Source organism: Streptomyces sp. NPDC020299, from assembly GCF_044387825.1.
Classification (GTDB): Bacteria; Actinomycetota; Actinomycetes; order Streptomycetales; family Streptomycetaceae; genus Streptomyces.
The window spans coordinates 691921-706909 of sequence record NZ_JBIRWL010000002.1; the positions used below are offsets into that span (position 1 = coordinate 691921).

12 protein-coding genes and 1 pseudogene are annotated in these 14989 nt (G+C 71.8%); 3 read left to right on the forward strand and 10 right to left on the reverse strand.

The window, feature by feature from the left end; all coding sequences use genetic code 11:
• Positions 1-740: 740 nt before the first annotated feature.
• Positions 741-1190 carry a hypothetical protein gene (locus ACH45E_RS07465; RefSeq protein WP_361454923.1) on the forward strand — a complete coding sequence of 150 codons (450 nt, stop codon included), beginning with the start codon at positions 741-743 and terminating at the stop codon, positions 1188-1190.
• 71 nt (positions 1191-1261) lie between these two features.
• Here the strand turns inward: ACH45E_RS07465 and ACH45E_RS07470 are convergent.
• Positions 1262-1748, reverse strand: a pseudogene (locus tag ACH45E_RS07470) (IS5 family transposase); the annotation flags it as partial.
• Positions 1749-2755: 1007 nt separating this feature from the next.
• On the opposite strand from ACH45E_RS07470, the gene ACH45E_RS07475 reads away from it, so the two are divergent.
• Positions 2756-3487, forward strand: a complete 732-nt coding sequence (locus ACH45E_RS07475) for an ABC transporter ATP-binding protein (protein ID WP_361454926.1) — start codon at positions 2756-2758, stop codon at positions 3485-3487.
• Between the two features lie 194 nt (positions 3488-3681).
• Positions 3682-4653 (forward strand): ABC transporter ATP-binding protein, encoded by a 972-nt coding sequence (locus tag ACH45E_RS07480; protein ID WP_399040169.1) that lies wholly within the window; start codon positions 3682-3684, stop codon positions 4651-4653.
• Positions 4654-4751: 98 nt separating this feature from the next.
• On the opposite strand, the gene ACH45E_RS07485 is transcribed toward ACH45E_RS07480, so the two are convergent.
• The 9 genes from ACH45E_RS07485 to ACH45E_RS07525 all read right to left on the reverse strand — a co-directional run bounded on the left by ACH45E_RS07485 (position 4752) and on the right by ACH45E_RS07525 (position 14868).
• On the reverse strand, positions 4752-7616 hold the full coding sequence (locus ACH45E_RS07485; RefSeq protein WP_361454929.1) for a hypothetical protein: 2865 nt from the start codon (positions 7614-7616) through the stop codon (positions 4752-4754).
• 35 nt (positions 7617-7651) lie between these two features.
• On the reverse strand, positions 7652-10924 hold the full coding sequence (locus ACH45E_RS07490) for an ABC transporter permease (protein ID WP_361454932.1): 3273 nt from the start codon (positions 10922-10924) through the stop codon (positions 7652-7654).
• A 213-nt stretch (positions 10925-11137) separates the two neighbouring features.
• On the reverse strand, positions 11138-11320 hold the full coding sequence (locus ACH45E_RS07495) for a hypothetical protein (protein WP_361454935.1): 183 nt from the start codon (positions 11318-11320) through the stop codon (positions 11138-11140).
• Between the two features lie 105 nt (positions 11321-11425).
• Positions 11426-11635: a DUF6243 family protein gene (locus ACH45E_RS07500; protein ID WP_361454938.1), complete on the reverse strand. Its 210-nt coding sequence runs from the start codon at positions 11633-11635 to the stop codon at positions 11426-11428.
• A 74-nt stretch (positions 11636-11709) separates the two neighbouring features.
• Positions 11710-12117: a hypothetical protein gene (locus tag ACH45E_RS07505; protein WP_399040172.1), complete on the reverse strand. Its 408-nt coding sequence runs from the start codon at positions 12115-12117 to the stop codon at positions 11710-11712.
• Positions 12069-13061 carry a caspase family protein gene (locus ACH45E_RS07510; protein ID WP_361454944.1) on the reverse strand — a complete coding sequence of 331 codons (993 nt, stop codon included), beginning with the start codon at positions 13059-13061 and terminating at the stop codon, positions 12069-12071. Before ACH45E_RS07510 ends, ACH45E_RS07505 begins: the two co-directional genes overlap by 49 nt.
• 20 nt (positions 13062-13081) lie before the next feature.
• Positions 13082-13462 (reverse strand): hypothetical protein, encoded by a 381-nt coding sequence (locus ACH45E_RS07515; RefSeq protein ID WP_361454947.1) that lies wholly within the window; start codon positions 13460-13462, stop codon positions 13082-13084.
• Between the two features lie 83 nt (positions 13463-13545).
• Entirely contained in the window at positions 13546-14112 is a 567-nt protein-coding gene (locus ACH45E_RS07520; RefSeq protein WP_361454950.1) for a SigE family RNA polymerase sigma factor, read from the reverse strand.
• 225 nt (positions 14113-14337) lie between these two features.
• Entirely contained in the window at positions 14338-14868 is a 531-nt protein-coding gene (locus tag ACH45E_RS07525) for a peptidoglycan-binding domain-containing protein (protein WP_361454953.1), read from the reverse strand.
• Positions 14869-14989: the final 121 nt, after the last annotated feature.

Consider the following 14989-nt stretch of genomic DNA (forward strand, 5'->3'; position numbering starts at 1 on the left):
CGACCGAGTGGGCCGCGACGAAGGCGATCGCGGCGAAGTCGAGCGTTGGTGCCGCCGGGACGGTGCGAACCTGGGCCAAGCGGCGAGCTGCACGCCGTACGAGGTCGGAAACCACACCCGGGTCCGCCCGGCCTGCGGCAGCGTGATGCGGTCGACCAGCCCCTCAGCACGCAACCTGGCCAGCCGCCGCTACCTCTCCTACAACCGGTCCATCGCCAAGGAGGCCACCGCCCGCTTCCTGAGCACCGTCCAGAGCGGGAGCCGGGGGCCTCACCGGGGCCGCGAAAGACGGTACTCGCCGCCGCGTCGATAGCAGGGGCGGTACTGATCGCGGTCCCGATCGCTCTGGTGGGCCGCAGCCATCACACCAGCCATCCCGACAGCCACCGGGCGGCGCCCCAGGGCGACACCGTCCTGGCCACACAGAGCAGCCTCCCATCCGACGGCTACACCCCCAGTTCGCCGTCGGCCTCGCCCACCCACACCGCCGGCGCCACCGCCACGGCGAGCGCGAAGGCAAAGCACAGCGGCGCGCCCAAGGCGACGACGACGGTGACGGTCAAGGCCACCGCCCAGGGCGCGCCCCCGGCCTCGTCCGGGAAGAGGACATCGCCGGCCTGGAATGTTGGCGAGATCTGAGAGCACTCTACGCTGTGTCGGGCTAGCCTCGCGGTCAGCGCGGTCCGTGGGTGGAGAGGCTCGCTTGGGGCGAGCAGCGGGCCGAAGGAGAGGAGCGCTTCGTGGGAACGATCCTCAAGGGCATGAGCCGCGTCCGGTGGCACGAGTTGACGCATGCCTACGGGTCCGCACGGGACGTTCCGGGTCGACTGTCGAGGGTGGCGTGGGGCGACGCCAGGACGAGCGCCGATGCGCTGAGTGATCTCGGCTTGTGGCTCGGTGAGCTGGCAGTCTTCGACGCGACCGTCGCGGCGGTTCCGTTCCTATGGGATCTCGCCGTGACCGATTCAGTCACCAGCCGGCCCGGAGTGATCGAGCTGCTACAAGCGATCCTCGAACACGGCAATCCTCCGCAGGTCACCGTGCAGCGTGCAGCTCACCAAGCCGTGCTCAGCGGCAGTGGCACGGTGAGCGTACTGGCCAGCGATGAGGATCCTGCGGTGCGGGCGGCGGCTCTCGACCTGGCGGCAGCGATCGACAGCCACGCCTGTGGGGCCTGCCGTCCAGCCTGACGGCCGTTGGCAGCGGCCGGCTCTCCTTCAGGCGCCCTGGCGCTGCGGCGCGAGGAATGGCATGTCCAGGTGAGCGACTGGCTGTCGTGCAGATTCGCCCCGGAGATTCCGACGGACAGGGGCAGCCCGGTCCGCTCGGTGACCAGGTGGATCTTCGAGCCATACTTGCCCCGATCGACAGGATTCGGACCCGTCAGACCCCCCCTTTTTTTTCAGGGCCCGCATGTTCACCGAGTCGATCGCGCACCGGGACCAGTCCAGCTCACCGCGGGAGCCGAGTTCGTCGAGGACCAGGCGGTGGAGTTTGGCCCACACGGGGGCCTTCGTCCACTCGGTGAAACGACGGTGAGCCGTCGCGCCGGACGGCCCGAACGACGCGGTCGGCAATTGCTGCCACGTACAGCCTGAGCTCGCCACGAAGACGATCGCGGCCAGCAATTCGCGGTCGCCGTGCCGACGCCGACCACCGCCCTGACGCCGCGATGGCGCCTCTGGCACCACCCGCTGGAACAACTCCCACAGCTCATCCGGCACCAGCTGCTCAACGATCCCCGCCACGACTGGCTGCTTACCCAACCAAATGAGATGACGTCCAAGTGATCTCGCCGACCACGCGGACGAGTTGAGGAACGCGAAATGCGTCGAAGTGACCGCCCCGGCCGAGCTGCGGACGGAACAGGCCCGGCTGCCTCGCGATGCCTACCTCGAGCTGCACGGGAACGTACCCGCGCACCGTGCCGTAAGGCGCTTGGTCGGTGAGATGAACACGCCTCATACGCCCGGCATCCCCGCCGTACCCCCGAGGTAACGCCTCACCGCACCTCTCCTGTGCTACCTCACCAGCGGAGTCGGGTCGGGCATGAACCTGCCCGATGCGGTCGGCAAGCAGTTGAACACCATCCGGGTGGCCGCACCGACCAGGAGCGACCGGCCCTGCCTCTCACTGGCTTGTGATCACTCGTGACACGTGAGCACATCCGTCGGCTTGCTCCGGCGGGGGCCTTGTGCAGACGGGACCGCATCGGCACGCGCCGGACTCGGGCTTCACCACCAGGGCTACGACCAGGAACAGCCACTCCCGGCCCTCGGCGAGCCGGGCATGGTCGTCCGATGGGCTGAACAACTCCCTGTCACGGTTGTTCACCTGCACACCCGTGCTTCAGAGAGTCGGGCCCCGTGCGTCCCGCCCGACTTCACCTTCTTCGCCATCCCCGCGCCGTCGTCGGATCCCGCGATCCGGATCGGGGTGTGCTCGCGAACCACCGCCAGCTGCACCGGCTCTCCGGTCCGCCGGGACTGGACGGCCTCCACCTTGGTAAGGGTGCTGCGGAGACGTCCGACCGTACTGGTTGGTGTCCAGCGTCACTGCCGTGCCGACATCGTTGAGGACGCGCGGGCGGGCCGCCCGCCTGGTGTCCCAAGTCCCGCCGTTGCACCGCGGCGGCCGGGCTTTCGGCGCCCGCCGGGTAGTGCGCCTATGACAGACCTTCCGGCGGAGGTTCGGCATACCATGCGGTGCGAACGCAGGACTGCCCCGGTCGAGCCGGGGCGGGGCGGGAGGAAATATGCGCGAGCAGCCCAGCCGTAAGGCTACTGTGCCGGACGTCGAGACGTCGGCCGGCGGGATGGTGGTGGTCGAGGACCTGCGCCGCACCTACGGCGGTGGCGACACTGCCGCCCATGCCCTGCGCGGTGTCTCCTTCACCGTGCCGCGCGGCGAACTGGTCGCTCTGAGAGGCCGTTCGGGCTCCGGCAAGACCACCCTGCTCAACCTGGTCGGCGGCCTCGACACTCCGGACAGCGGCCGGATCACCCTGGACGGCACCGACCTGGCAGGGCTCGGCGCCGACGACCTGCTGGCGCTGCGCCGCGACCGTATCGGCTTCGTCTTCCAGTCCTTCGGGCTCATCCCGATTCTGACCGCTGCCGAGAACGTCGGGATTCCGTTGCGCCTGCGGAAGGTCCCGGCCCGCGAGCGCGAAGCTCGCGTCGGCCTTCTGCTCTCCCTCGTCGGCCTCTCCGACCATGCCGACCAGCGTCCCGGCGAGCTGTCCGGCGGCCAGCAGCAGCGGGTCGCGATCGCCCGAGCCCTCGCCAACAACCCGGCTCTGATCATCGCCGACGAACCGACCGGCCAGCTCGACGCCGACACTGGTCTCACCGTGATGAACCTGCTGCGCGCCGTCGTCCGCAGCGAATCCGTCACCGCACTCGTCGCCACCCACGACACGCAACTCCTCAAGCTGGCCGACCGCGTGCTCGAACTCCGCGACGGCCGCATCATCGAGGACAGCTGACGGCGCCGCCCCCGGTCCGCGCATTTCCGGTGCTCCGCAGAGTGGGAGCGGCGTGGCCCGTCACGCGTTTCGCCGCGAGGACTCGAGGGCCGGCTGCTGGGGACGGCGGATCCCGCCCCTCGTACGGATTTCCGCACTATTCTGACGACCGTCTGACAGCGTTGTCCGCAGACCTCATCTCCTCGGGGGACCGTGTGCCAGTTCACGAACAGCCGACCGCGGCACCGGACTTGGACGAGCTGCGCCGGCGGGCGGTGACCGACGCCCCGCGACGCGAGGCGGGGCTTGTCGTGTGCGAGAACCTGGTGCGGATCTACCAGACCGAGGGCGTCGAAGTACAGGCCCTTCAGGGTCTGGACCTGACGGTGGCCGAGGGCGAGATGATCGCGATGGTCGGGGCTTCCGGCTCCGGCAAGTCCACCCTGCTGGGCATACTGTCCGGTCAGGACGTGCCCACCGCGGGCGGCGCCGAGGTCGCCGGACACGACCTGCTGACGATGAAGCGCCGTGAGCGGCTCAGCTACCGGCGCCGGACTGTGGGCTTCGTGTGGCAGCAGACCTCCCGCAATCTGCTGCCCTACCTGTCGGCGGCCGAGAACGTGATGCTTCCGATGACGTACACCGGGGTCAAGCGATCCCGGCGCCGGGCGCGGGCGGAGGAACTGCTCGACCTGCTCTCCGTCGGCCACTGCCGGGACCGCACCCCGGACACGCTCTCCGGCGGCGAGCAGCAGCGGGTCGCCATCGCCGTCGCCAACGCGAACGAGCCGCGGGTGCTGTTCGCCGACGAACCCACCGGCGAACTCGACACGGCCACCAGCGACGAGGTCTTCGCGGGGCTGCGCAGGGCCAATGAGGACCTGGGGGTCACCGTGATCGTGGTCACCCACGACGCTCTGGTGTCCGAGCAGGTGCAGCGCACCGTAGGGATCCGTGACGGCCGCATCTCGACCGAGGTGCTGCGCCGGGTCGCCGCCGGTGCGGACGGTGTCGAGGTGCTGACCCCCGAGGAGTACGCGGTGCTGGACGGCAGCGGTCGGCTGCAACTGCCGAGTGAGTTCACCGAGCGTCTGCACCTGCGCAAGCGGGTGCGGCTGGTTCTGGAGAGCGACCACGTGGGTGTGTGGCCCGACGAGGCCGCGCGCCGGGCGAGGTCCGACGCGTAGGGTGCGGCGAACGGCGGCCCCGAACGCCGAGAGCGCCGGGGGCGAGCTGTGAGCGGTTCGCCCGGTGGCTGCCCGGGCGGTCGTCGTGTGCCGGGTCTTCACGCGAGGCGCAGTACGGCTCCCAGTCCGCGCCGGCGGGCGAGGACGGTCTCGGTGGCCGCTGCGGCCAGGATCAGCGTGGTCACGCCGACGACGAGGGCGACGGTCAGTGAGTAGTCGGTGCTCAGCGCCGGTTGGGCGGGGCCGCCGGTGAACTGCCGCAGGTCCAGTGTCGCCGCCATGAGCCGGGGTTCGAGCAGCCCGAGCAGGGTGCCGCCGATCGCTGAGGCGAGCGCCAGGGGCAGCAGTTGCAGGAAGTGCAGGATTCCGGCTTCTCTGCCGCCGAGTCCGAGGGTGCGCAGGAACGAGGTGGTGCGGCTGCGCTCGTGGGAGGTGAGGGTCAGTTCCAGGAAGAGCGCGAGCAGGCCCGACACGGCGGCCAGGATCGAGCTGACGGTGTAGATCGTGCCGAGCCCCCGCGCCAGGCCGTCGGCGCGCAGGGCCCGGAGCGTCTCGGAACGGACGCGGATGCGGGCCGTCGGCCCGAGCGCCCTGGCCGCCGTCGACCGCAGTGCCGCGGGTCCGGCGGTGGCGGGAGTGTCGCCCTTGAGGAGCAGGACGGTGCTTCCCGACGGTTGCGGGGGAATCAGATGCTCGGCGCGGGCGGTGGTGATCAGTATTGGCGTGTCGGCCGCGATCTGGGCCGTGACCGGCCCGAGGAGCGGGTCGCGTAGTTGCGCGGCGGTGAGGATGCCGACCGGCTTGAAGGCCAGGTCCCTTGGGCGCTGCCCGTCGGGCACGACCGTGGCGGTGAAGCCTCCGGTGCGCTCCCTCGCCCGCAGGCCGGGGGAGAGGAAGGAGGGCAGCGGGGCGTTCGCGCCGGCCCGGGTTTCCGTCGCGCTGGCCGGCCGGGACAGCAGGGCGTCGGCCAGCGGTGACTTCGGGGAGACGGCGGCCAGTTGCTGGGGATCCACAGTGATCACGGCGACCTGGGAGACGACCGTGCCGTCAGTCTGTCCTGCCATGTCGAGGGTGTACAGATGCTGGAGGGCGGTCCGTGTTCCGGGGGTGGCGGTGCCCGGTGCGGAGGCCACGGTCCCGGCGGCGGTCGCGCTCGCGTCGGTGCCGGTGGTCCAGGTCGCCCCCGTGACCAGGCCGTCGTCGATCGTACGGTGCACGAGGCCGCCGAACACGGCCGTCCCCAGGGTCAGGACCAGGACGAACAGGGCCAGCCCGGTCGCCGGGGCGTCGTGGGCGGCCCGGGCCGCCCCGACGAAGCCCACCGCACCCCGGCTGCGCCGGGCCTGCCGCAGCACCAGGCGCAGCACGAGCGGGTAGATCCGCAGCAGGACGAGTACGACGGTCAACGCCACCAGCACCGGCACCGCGCCCAGAATCCCGTCGGGGCCCTGCGAGCGCAGCGCGACCACCCCCGCCACCGTCGTGACCAGCACCGTCAGCTCCAGGACCACGCGCCGGCCGGCGGCGATGTTCCGGCGCGAGCGCCGCAGCCGGCCGGGTCTGCGCGGCTCGCGGACCGCGAGCCAGGTCATCAGCGGCACCGTCAGCGCCACCACCGCGGCGGCGAGGGCCGCAGCCCAGGGTTGCGGCGATCCGGACGTGCCGGTGGGAGCGAGTGCCCCTCCGGCCACCCAGCCGAACGGTGCGGCGATCAGCACCACCGGCCAGGCCACGGCGCAGCGCAGCAGCACCAGCCATGCCGTGGACGCGCCCCGCGCGCGCTGCAACCGCAGATGCGCCTGCCTTCGGCGCAGCAGCAGCCGTACCGCGACGGTGACCGTGGCCAGCGCGACCGCGGCCAGCGCGTAGACGGCGAACGTCGCCAGCCCTCTGGCCTGTTGGTCCTGAGCGGTGAAGGCGGTGAGCAACGGCGACAGCGAGTCGGTCACCAGCAGGGGCCCGGTGGCCTGGCCGCCGACGTGGCAGCTGAGGTCGCCGGTGATCGGGTCGGACCCCTGACACAGGGCGGCGCTGACGTCCGCACTGTAGTGGGAGAGCGGCCCGGTCAGGGCGCGGGCCCGGTCGAGCGCGGCCCCGGACAGGTCGGCGCGCAACTGCCAGGTCACCCGCGGGCCGCCCACCCCGGCGCCGGCCAGCAGGTCGGCGGCATCGAGACCGACGAGGCCGCGGACGGCGAGCACCGTGCCGGCGGAGTGCTCGGCCGGGTAGCGTGACGGCTGGTCCAGCGTCTCCCGGCCGGTCCAGAAGTCGTCGGTCGCGGCCGTGGTGCGGTAGACCCCGCTGACCAGCAGCTGTGCGCGGGGCGGGGCGTTCTGCGCCCCGAGGGTCTTGGCGAACTCAAGGGTCAGCCGGCTGCCGGCCCGGACGCCGAGCGCCTGCGCTGTGGCCTGCGACAACCCGATCTGGGGTGCGGTGCCCAACGGCGTGTGGTCCGCGGGCGCGTGGCCGCTGACGTAGCGCAGGTGGGCCCGCGTGGACGGCAGATGACTTACCGTCAGTTCGGCACTGGTGTTCGCCGGCCCCGGTGGCCGCGGTGAGATCAGGGACGCCTGGTTGTAGTCGTAGCCGCCGCCGGTGATGGTCACATGCCGCGCGGCGGGGCCGCTGAGCTGCTCGGCGAGGGTGCGGCCGGCGTCGAGAAGGTCGGCCGTGTGCAGGGCGGGCGGCACGGTGTCGAAGACCTCGGGTGTGGTGCTCAGGCTGATCAGCGGCGCTTGGGCTTGCACGGCGTCGACGCGCTGCCGCAGTGCCCGGTCCTCCTGGCCGCCCGCGAAGGCGGGGACCCACGCGCAGAGCGCCGTCAGCACCAGGACCACCACCGCCAGGCAGGCCAGCAGCGGCAGGTCGCCGTGGGTCTCCTTGCGTATCAGGCGTCGCGTCACCGCCGTGCCCGCGCCCACGGTTCGCGTGGCCGCCGTGCCCGCGTGCACGGGTCGCGTCACCGTCCGCCCCTTCCGGTCGTGCCCGGCCGCCCGGCTCAACGGTCCTCCCCAGCTCGCAGTACACGCACCAGGTCCACCCGGGACAGCAGCCGGGCCAGGCCCAGCACGACCGCGCTGATGGCCACAGCGGTCGCCACAGCGGTCAGCGCCACGGTCCCCCAGGGCATGACCTGCGGCAGCGGCGGATAGGGGGCCTGTCCGCTGTCGTCCACGGTGACCAGTGGCAGCACCGCCGACGCCAGGGCCATGCCCATCAGCGCCCCCGGGATCACCGCGAACAGCGCCAGCCCCAGTTGCTCTGCGCCCAGCATCGCGGACAGGCTTTTGGTACGGACGCCGATCGCCCGCAGCAGGGCGAACTCCTCGCGGCGCTGCCGGATGGAGACCACCGTGTTCACAGTGAAGGCGATGACCGCGAAACCGGGGGCCAGATACCGGACCAGTTCCAGCACCCGGCGCAGCCCGCTGCGGAACGGGTCGGCCCGCAGGGCCGCGGCGGTGCGCGCCGTGGTGGTGACGCGGCCCAGCGCGGGCTGCTGTTCGGCGGCGGCGGCCGTACGCGCGCTGTCGGTGCTGGCAAGCCACCAGAATGCGGGATCCTCCTGGTCGGCACCGGCCCGTGTCGTCGCGGTGGCCAGTGGGCGCTGGTCGGCGATCAGATGCCCCTGTCCCCGGCCAAGTCCGGGCAGCGAGTCGACCCGGCCCACCACTGTGGCGGTGATCCGGGCGCCGCCCAGATCCAGGGTGGTGGTGCTGCCCACGCTCAGGCGCGCGTCGCTCAGCGCCGAGGCGTCGGCGCGCACCGGCAGCGGCGCCGGCCGGCCGGCCGGGCCCGCCACGAGCCGTACCCGGCCGCCGGACCGGGTGTCGTAGTCGCTGACGGCCAGGCTGCCGCCGAAAGCGTCATCGGTGGCCTTCGAGGCCCGGATGCCGGTGCTGATGGTGGTCCGAAGCACCTGGGAGCCGCCGGGGACGACCGAGCACACCCCGGGGGTGCCGGGCTCGTAGGCGCCGGTCGGTCTTCCTTTGCACGCCCCCGCGGTGGAGTCGGAGGCGTGGTCCGTGCCGTTGGCCCAGACCTGCCCACCGGGCAGGTGGGTGACCCAGGTGTCCGCGGTGCCGCGCGCGCCCACCCGGATCAGTTCCAGGTCCAGCCGTGCGGGACGCATGTTCGGCTGCGGTTGGACCCCGACGGCGGTCACGGTCAGCGGATACTCCCGGGGGTGGCCGCCGCTCAGCGCCACGTCGAGGGGGACCACGACCGTATGCCTGGCTCCGTCGGCGGCGGGCAGGTGGGCCGTCACCGTGCTGACGAGGCCGGACGCGTCCTGCACGGTCAGCCCCAGGCTCGGCGCCGCCCGGCCGCCGTCGCTGCTCAGCCGCTCGTCCAGCAGCAGCGCGGTCGGGCGTCCCGGGAGCCGTATGCCGAAGGCGCCCGGTGACGGGGTGCGGGGAGCGGGTCCGCCGATCGTGCCGATCAGTTCTTCGGTGACGCTGCCGGGCAGGGTCACCGTCGACCGCGTCACCGGTGTCACGGCGGTCACCGCCGGCAGCGCGCGATAGGCGGCGCCCAGTACGGCGGAAGGGTAGCTGTCGGCTGCCGAGGGGGAGAGGCGTACGTCCGCGCCGACGGTGAACGCGACCTCCTCGGAGGCCAGGCCGCCCAGGCAGGCCAGTGCCGTGGTGGCGAAGGCGCTCACCGACACGGCCAGGCACATCAGCATCACCGGTCCCGCGTTGCGCGCGGACCGCCGGCTCAACCGCCAGCCGGCCAGCGCGGCGACGAGGCCCCGGCTGCGACGGCCGAACGCGTCCAGCAGGAGGGAGGCCAGCGGCAGCAGTCGTAACAGCAGCAGAGCGGCGGCGCCGGCCACCAGGGTCGGCACCACGACCAGCACCGGGTCCGCGGACGCGCCGCCGGTGCCCAGACCGGCCATCAGCGAGTGATGCCGCCGCAACTCCAGATACCCCAGGGCCGCGACGGCCAGCAGCGCCAGGTCGGCGCCCAGCCGCTGCGCGGCGGCCGCTCGTGCGCCACGGGCCGGCCGCGACCGCGCCGACTGCAGCACGGGCAGCAGCACTGCCGCGGCGTGCACCAGCAGGGTCAGACCCACCGCCGCCCACGCCCCGGTGCCCCGGCCGCCGGGGTGCAGCAGCCCGGCCAGGAAGGGCGCGGCGACGGCGGCCGGGGCACCGGTGAGCACCCACTCGGCCGCCGCGCCGCGCAGCAACCGCAAGGTGCCGGCGCCCCTGGCCCGTTGCAGGGCCAGCTCACCGCGCCGACGCACCGTCAACTGACGAGCCGCCAGCACCAGAGTGGCCAGGGCGAGGGCCGCCAGCATCATGCCCGGCAGGTACAGCGAGGACCGGGCCGCCACCATCGGCACCGTCAGGTCGCCGATCGCGCCCGGCAGCCCGGAGACCACCGTCAGGTCGTCCAGGGACGGCGGCCGCCCGCGGAACACCGACACGCGGCTCTGGCTGCCGGAGAAGGCGCGCAGCCGGTCGTGCAACCCGGCAAGGCTGCCCGCGTCGATACGGGAGAAATCGGGCTGCACGTTCCAGCGGGCCGCCAACTGCCCGTTCAGGACGGCGCTGCCGTTGAGAGCCGACGCCGACACCACCAGCAGGCGCTGGTCGGCGGTTTCCCCCGGGGTCAGGTCGCCGGCCATCGCGGGCCAGAACCCGACGGCACCACTCGCCCGGAAGACCCCGGTGATCCGCAGCGGCATGGCACGTCCGAAGGCGTCCCGAACCTGAAGGCGGGAACCGGGCTTGACGCCCAGACGCTTGGCCAGGGCCTCGGGCACCGCGGCGTCGACCTGGGCGGTGGACCCGGTGGCGACCCGGACGTCAGGGAGCGAGGTGAACGCACCGGCCGGGGCGTCGGCCGTGCCGGCGGGCCACCGCCCGGCGACCAACCGCCCGAACCTGCCCCCGTCCTGCACGGCGACCGGGTGCAGCCCGCTGCCGCCAGGACCGCGCGGCGGGCCCGCCACCCCGTCGATCCCTGTCACCGAGACCGGCGACATGCCCAGCAGCCCCACGTAGGTCCGCTGCGGCACCCCGGCGAACACCCGCTCGGCGGCGGCCCGTACATCCCGGTCGGCAGCGGCCATTCCCCCGGCCCGGAAGGACGCGCCGGCGGTCACCTGCGCGTCGAGGTCGCCGGCCAGCCGCCGCACGGCCCCCGCCTGCACCGAACTGCCGGCCAGCGCCGCGAGCGCGGCCAGCGCCGTCGCACACAGCAGCACGGTCACCGCGACGGCGGCCAGCACCAGCCCGTGCTGCGTGGCCCGCCTGGCCACGACGGGAAGCCTCTGCCTGGCCGGGCGCGAAGCACCAGGGCGTGGCCGCGGCGAAGACGTGAAGGCCGTGGCGACCACATGAACCCCCGCAGAATCGAACATGTGACGGTGACGGCGCGCCACAGTCCTACCAGGCCTCCCCCCAACTGCACAAGAAACACTGATCACTTCGAGACGACCACCGCGGGACGTGACGTCCTGCTCTGTGCCCGGTCAAAGCCCGCCCACGGGTTCGGCGCACCGATCCGGCCAGGTGCCTTCGCCGGACGAGCCGGAGACCGCCGCGTGCCGGCGCACGATGGTGACCAGTTCCTCCGAGGCGTAGTCCGGGAACTCGACCCGCCGGGAGAAGTGCGAGGTCATCGTCGCGGGCGTTCGTATACCGCCCATCGCCATGCACAGGTGCTCCCCCTGGCAGGCCGCGCCCGGTACGGCAGCAGGGCCCGGACCACGGGTCGCGGTCCGGGCCCTGCCCCGTGCGGTGCCGCCCTGGGCGGTGCGTCAGCTCTGTGCGGTGTTGTCGCCCGTCTGTCCGGTGCCCTCGGCTGTGCCTGCCCTCTCGCGCATCTTGCGCACCAGCTCCGCCTTCTGGTCGGCGGCACCCTGGCGGTCGAGGTTGCGGTGCGGACCATTGTTCTGCCGTTCGGCGCGGGACAGCTTCTTGCGCTGGCCGCCGCCCATGCCCACGGGGTTGTTGATGTTCTTGCTCACGGGTTCTCCCGGAATGTTGTGAAGTGATCTACGGATTCATCGGTGGGGGACGGGCACGGCGACATCGAAGGACGTCAGCAGGGGCCCATCACGCTCTCACTCGTAAATCGGCGTCTGGAAGAACATGAGCAAGACGTTACCTGGTCCCGTCGGCTCCGCATACCAAGTTTCTCGCCGTCCCGGCGTCGGGCGGGCCTTCGGTGAGCGCCCGGGGGCAGCCGTTTCCTTCCAGGGCCAGCGGGGGCGGCCGGTTCCAGGCCGGTCACGGCAGGCAGGTCGGTGAGCAGGGCACGCTGGAGGGTGGCGGCGATGTCGGCCTGGGCGGCGTGCAGGCGGGTGTTGTCCAGGCCGAGCGCGGTGCGGCGGGCGACTTCCTCGGCCAGGACCCGGTCGGCCTCGTTGAACGCCGGGCTGGCCGCCGCACGGCACAACGTCAACGCGCCCAGCGTGGTGGCCCGTAGCCGCAGGGGCACGACCAGCACGTCGACGGCTTCCACCAAACGACGGCGGTCATGATCAGCAGGACGCGCCAGCCTCCGAAAACCAGTGTCAGTGTCACTGTGCCGACGAGGAAGACGACGGCTGCAATGTCGTCGCGGCGGTCGTCCGCGGGCGTGGCGGTAGGTGGCTTCCAACGAAAACGAACTTCGTCTGCGCCGTCGGCTGCCACCTTTGCACTCATTTCGGATGGCTGGACCGGGCCGCGGACCAGGGCGATGCCCCCGGCGGTGTTGACGGAGCGCCTTTGTGGCCGCGGCAGCCCTGCCCCCTGAAGCAAAGTGTCGATGTGCTGGTGGATGCCGTCCAAAGTCAGCGGCTCCGGCTGGCTGAGGGCGTCCAGCAATGCGGCGGTGAAGGCGGTGTGGCGTTGCCCGGGCGGTGCATGGGAGGGTGCGGTGGCCGTGGTGGAGGTGAGGGTGTAGGTGCCGCTCACGTCGAGTTGGGCTGACAGCAGGCTGCCGGATTCGGTCATGGCGGCCACGGCGCGGCCGGAGAAGCAGCAGTCGAGCACCAGGATCCGCAGGCGTGCCCGGGCCCGGCCGAGGTAGCGCTTGACCAGGTCGGCCGGGACACCGGTGAAGCCGACGTGACCGGGATCCGTGGAGGACAGAGCGAAGTGGAGTAGCCCGTCCTCGTCCAACAGTCCGTGTCCGGTGTAGTAGACGAGCAGAAGGTCCTCCGCCTCGCGTGCTGCTTGGGCAAGTGCCATGCCGACGCTGCGGTGATCGGCCGGATCGGCCAGGACCCGGCAGTGTTCCGGAGGCAGGGTTCCGTGTGTCTGATCCGTGAGCGCGGACCGAAGGTCCGCGAGGTTGGACTTCACGGCGGGAATCGCCGGCAGATCGATGTCGTCGAAGTCGCCGCACCCGATGAGGACCACCCGGGAAGCGCCACCGTCGGGGAAGCGCGGCGCGCTCTGCTTCACTCCTCCCCGCCCTCCAGCAGCTACCCGACCGCACCGAGCACCGCCTGCGGATCGCTTGTCCGGCGGACCTCCACGGTGACCTCCTGCCCATCGCCGCGGCTCGGTCGTACGGTGACGTCCGCACGGCGTTGCAACAGCCAGGTCGACAAGGACTGGGCCAGCACGGCTCCTGCTCCGCCGGAGCCCAACGCCACCGCCAGCACCTCCAGCGCGGCCCCCATCTGCCCCGGCTGCGGCGTGTGGGCCAGCAGCTCCAACCGGCCGCGCAGCGTGTCTTCCGCAGCCAGCCAATCCCGCAGCGCCACCAGATGCGTCTCCGCCTCCACACCGGGCTCGGCGGACACCCGCACCCGCAAGGTGCAGCGTGCAGACGGCGTTTCGATGTCCTCGCATTCCTCCATGGGGCCATCGCGCCAACAACAGCGACTGAACACCCCAGACACCACATATCCGTTGGCGACGGGGATGCGGTGCGCCCCGCGCATCAGCGTGCCCGGCGGCCAGCCGGTGGGCATCCACGGCCGACGGCTGACGCCGAAGCGGAGTCGGGGTCGCGGCGCTGCAACTCCTGACGGAGCCGGGCGAGCGCGCGGTGCAGAGTGCTCTTGACCGTTCCAGGCGCCATGCCGAGGGCGGCGGCCGTCTCCTCTGTGGTCATCTGCTCCCAGTGCCGCAGCACCACGACGCTGCGTTGTTGGGGCGCCAGCGCTCGCATGATGTCCATCAACAGCGCGCGGTGGGCCTGCTGCTCGGCGCAGTCCCCGACGGGCACGTCCGGAAACTGCTCGATGGGGAGCTCCTGCAGCTTCCGGGCCCGCCACCACTCCGTGCGAGTGTTGATCATGACGCGGCGAACATAGGCATCCGCAAGCTGCTTGTCCACGATGTCATCCCAGCGACCACACATTCGCAGCAGCGCGGTCTGCAGCAGATCCTGAGCGTCCAGCGGATCGCGGACCAGACTCCGGGCCCTGCGCAGCAGAGCGTCATGCCGCGTACGCACGTACTCATCGAAGTCCAGCGCCGGGTCAGGGTGTGTACGCGCATGCACGGTTGGATGCCTTTCGTGGATGGCCGTGAACGGCAGGAGAACCGCGGCGCGGCCGATGCATATACCCCCGCAGGACATCGGCCGCGCGTCGTGCGGTCTGGCGTGGAGAAACTCGTCGCCCGGCTCGCGGCGTCCTCTGCATTGACGAGCGAGACTCAGAGCGGCACATGCCGGCCTGTCACCCCTCGTGCGACCGCGAGGCCGCACGAGAGGGGCGCGCAGGGTTCAGCTGCAGGTCCGGTAGTCGTAGCCGGCGATCCGTCCGTTGCCGTCACCGTCGTAGAAGTGATACCGGCCCTGGTCGTCTCGGCTGACGCTGATCACATGGTCGGTGCCGATGTACGTGTCGACGGCTCCGTCGCCGTCTGTGTCCCGCAGCCAGTCGCCCGCCTTGCCGAAGGTCTCCTTTCCGACCACCCCGTCGGGGCTGGCCTCCCAGTCGCTCTGCCACGCCTTGGTGGCGGTCTTGGTCTGGGAGCCGAAGACGCCGTCGATGTCCGAGGCGGAGGTGAGGTTGCCGTCCGCCCACAGGATCTTCTGCCACAGGCAGGTGGCGTTGGAGGCCGTGTTGGTGCCCGTCGACAGGATGCCCTCGTCGTCCCAGTCGTTCGAGAAGGCACCGGCGCCGTAGACGTAGGGTTGACCGCTGTAGGTACCGCTTGCGGAGGCCGGGGAGGCGCTCAGCGCCAAGGTTGCGGCGGTCAATGCGCCGATCGAGCATGCGATCAGCTTGGCCCGTGTCGTACGTGAAGTCACAGTGCTGCTCCTTTGTCGTGATTCCGATTGCCTCGAGCCTGCGCGGCGACGAGCGGGGCCGGCGCCGCGCTGCTCGCTGCGAGGCCTTTCGTCATCGAGTTCAGCGGGCCGGGAATTGAAT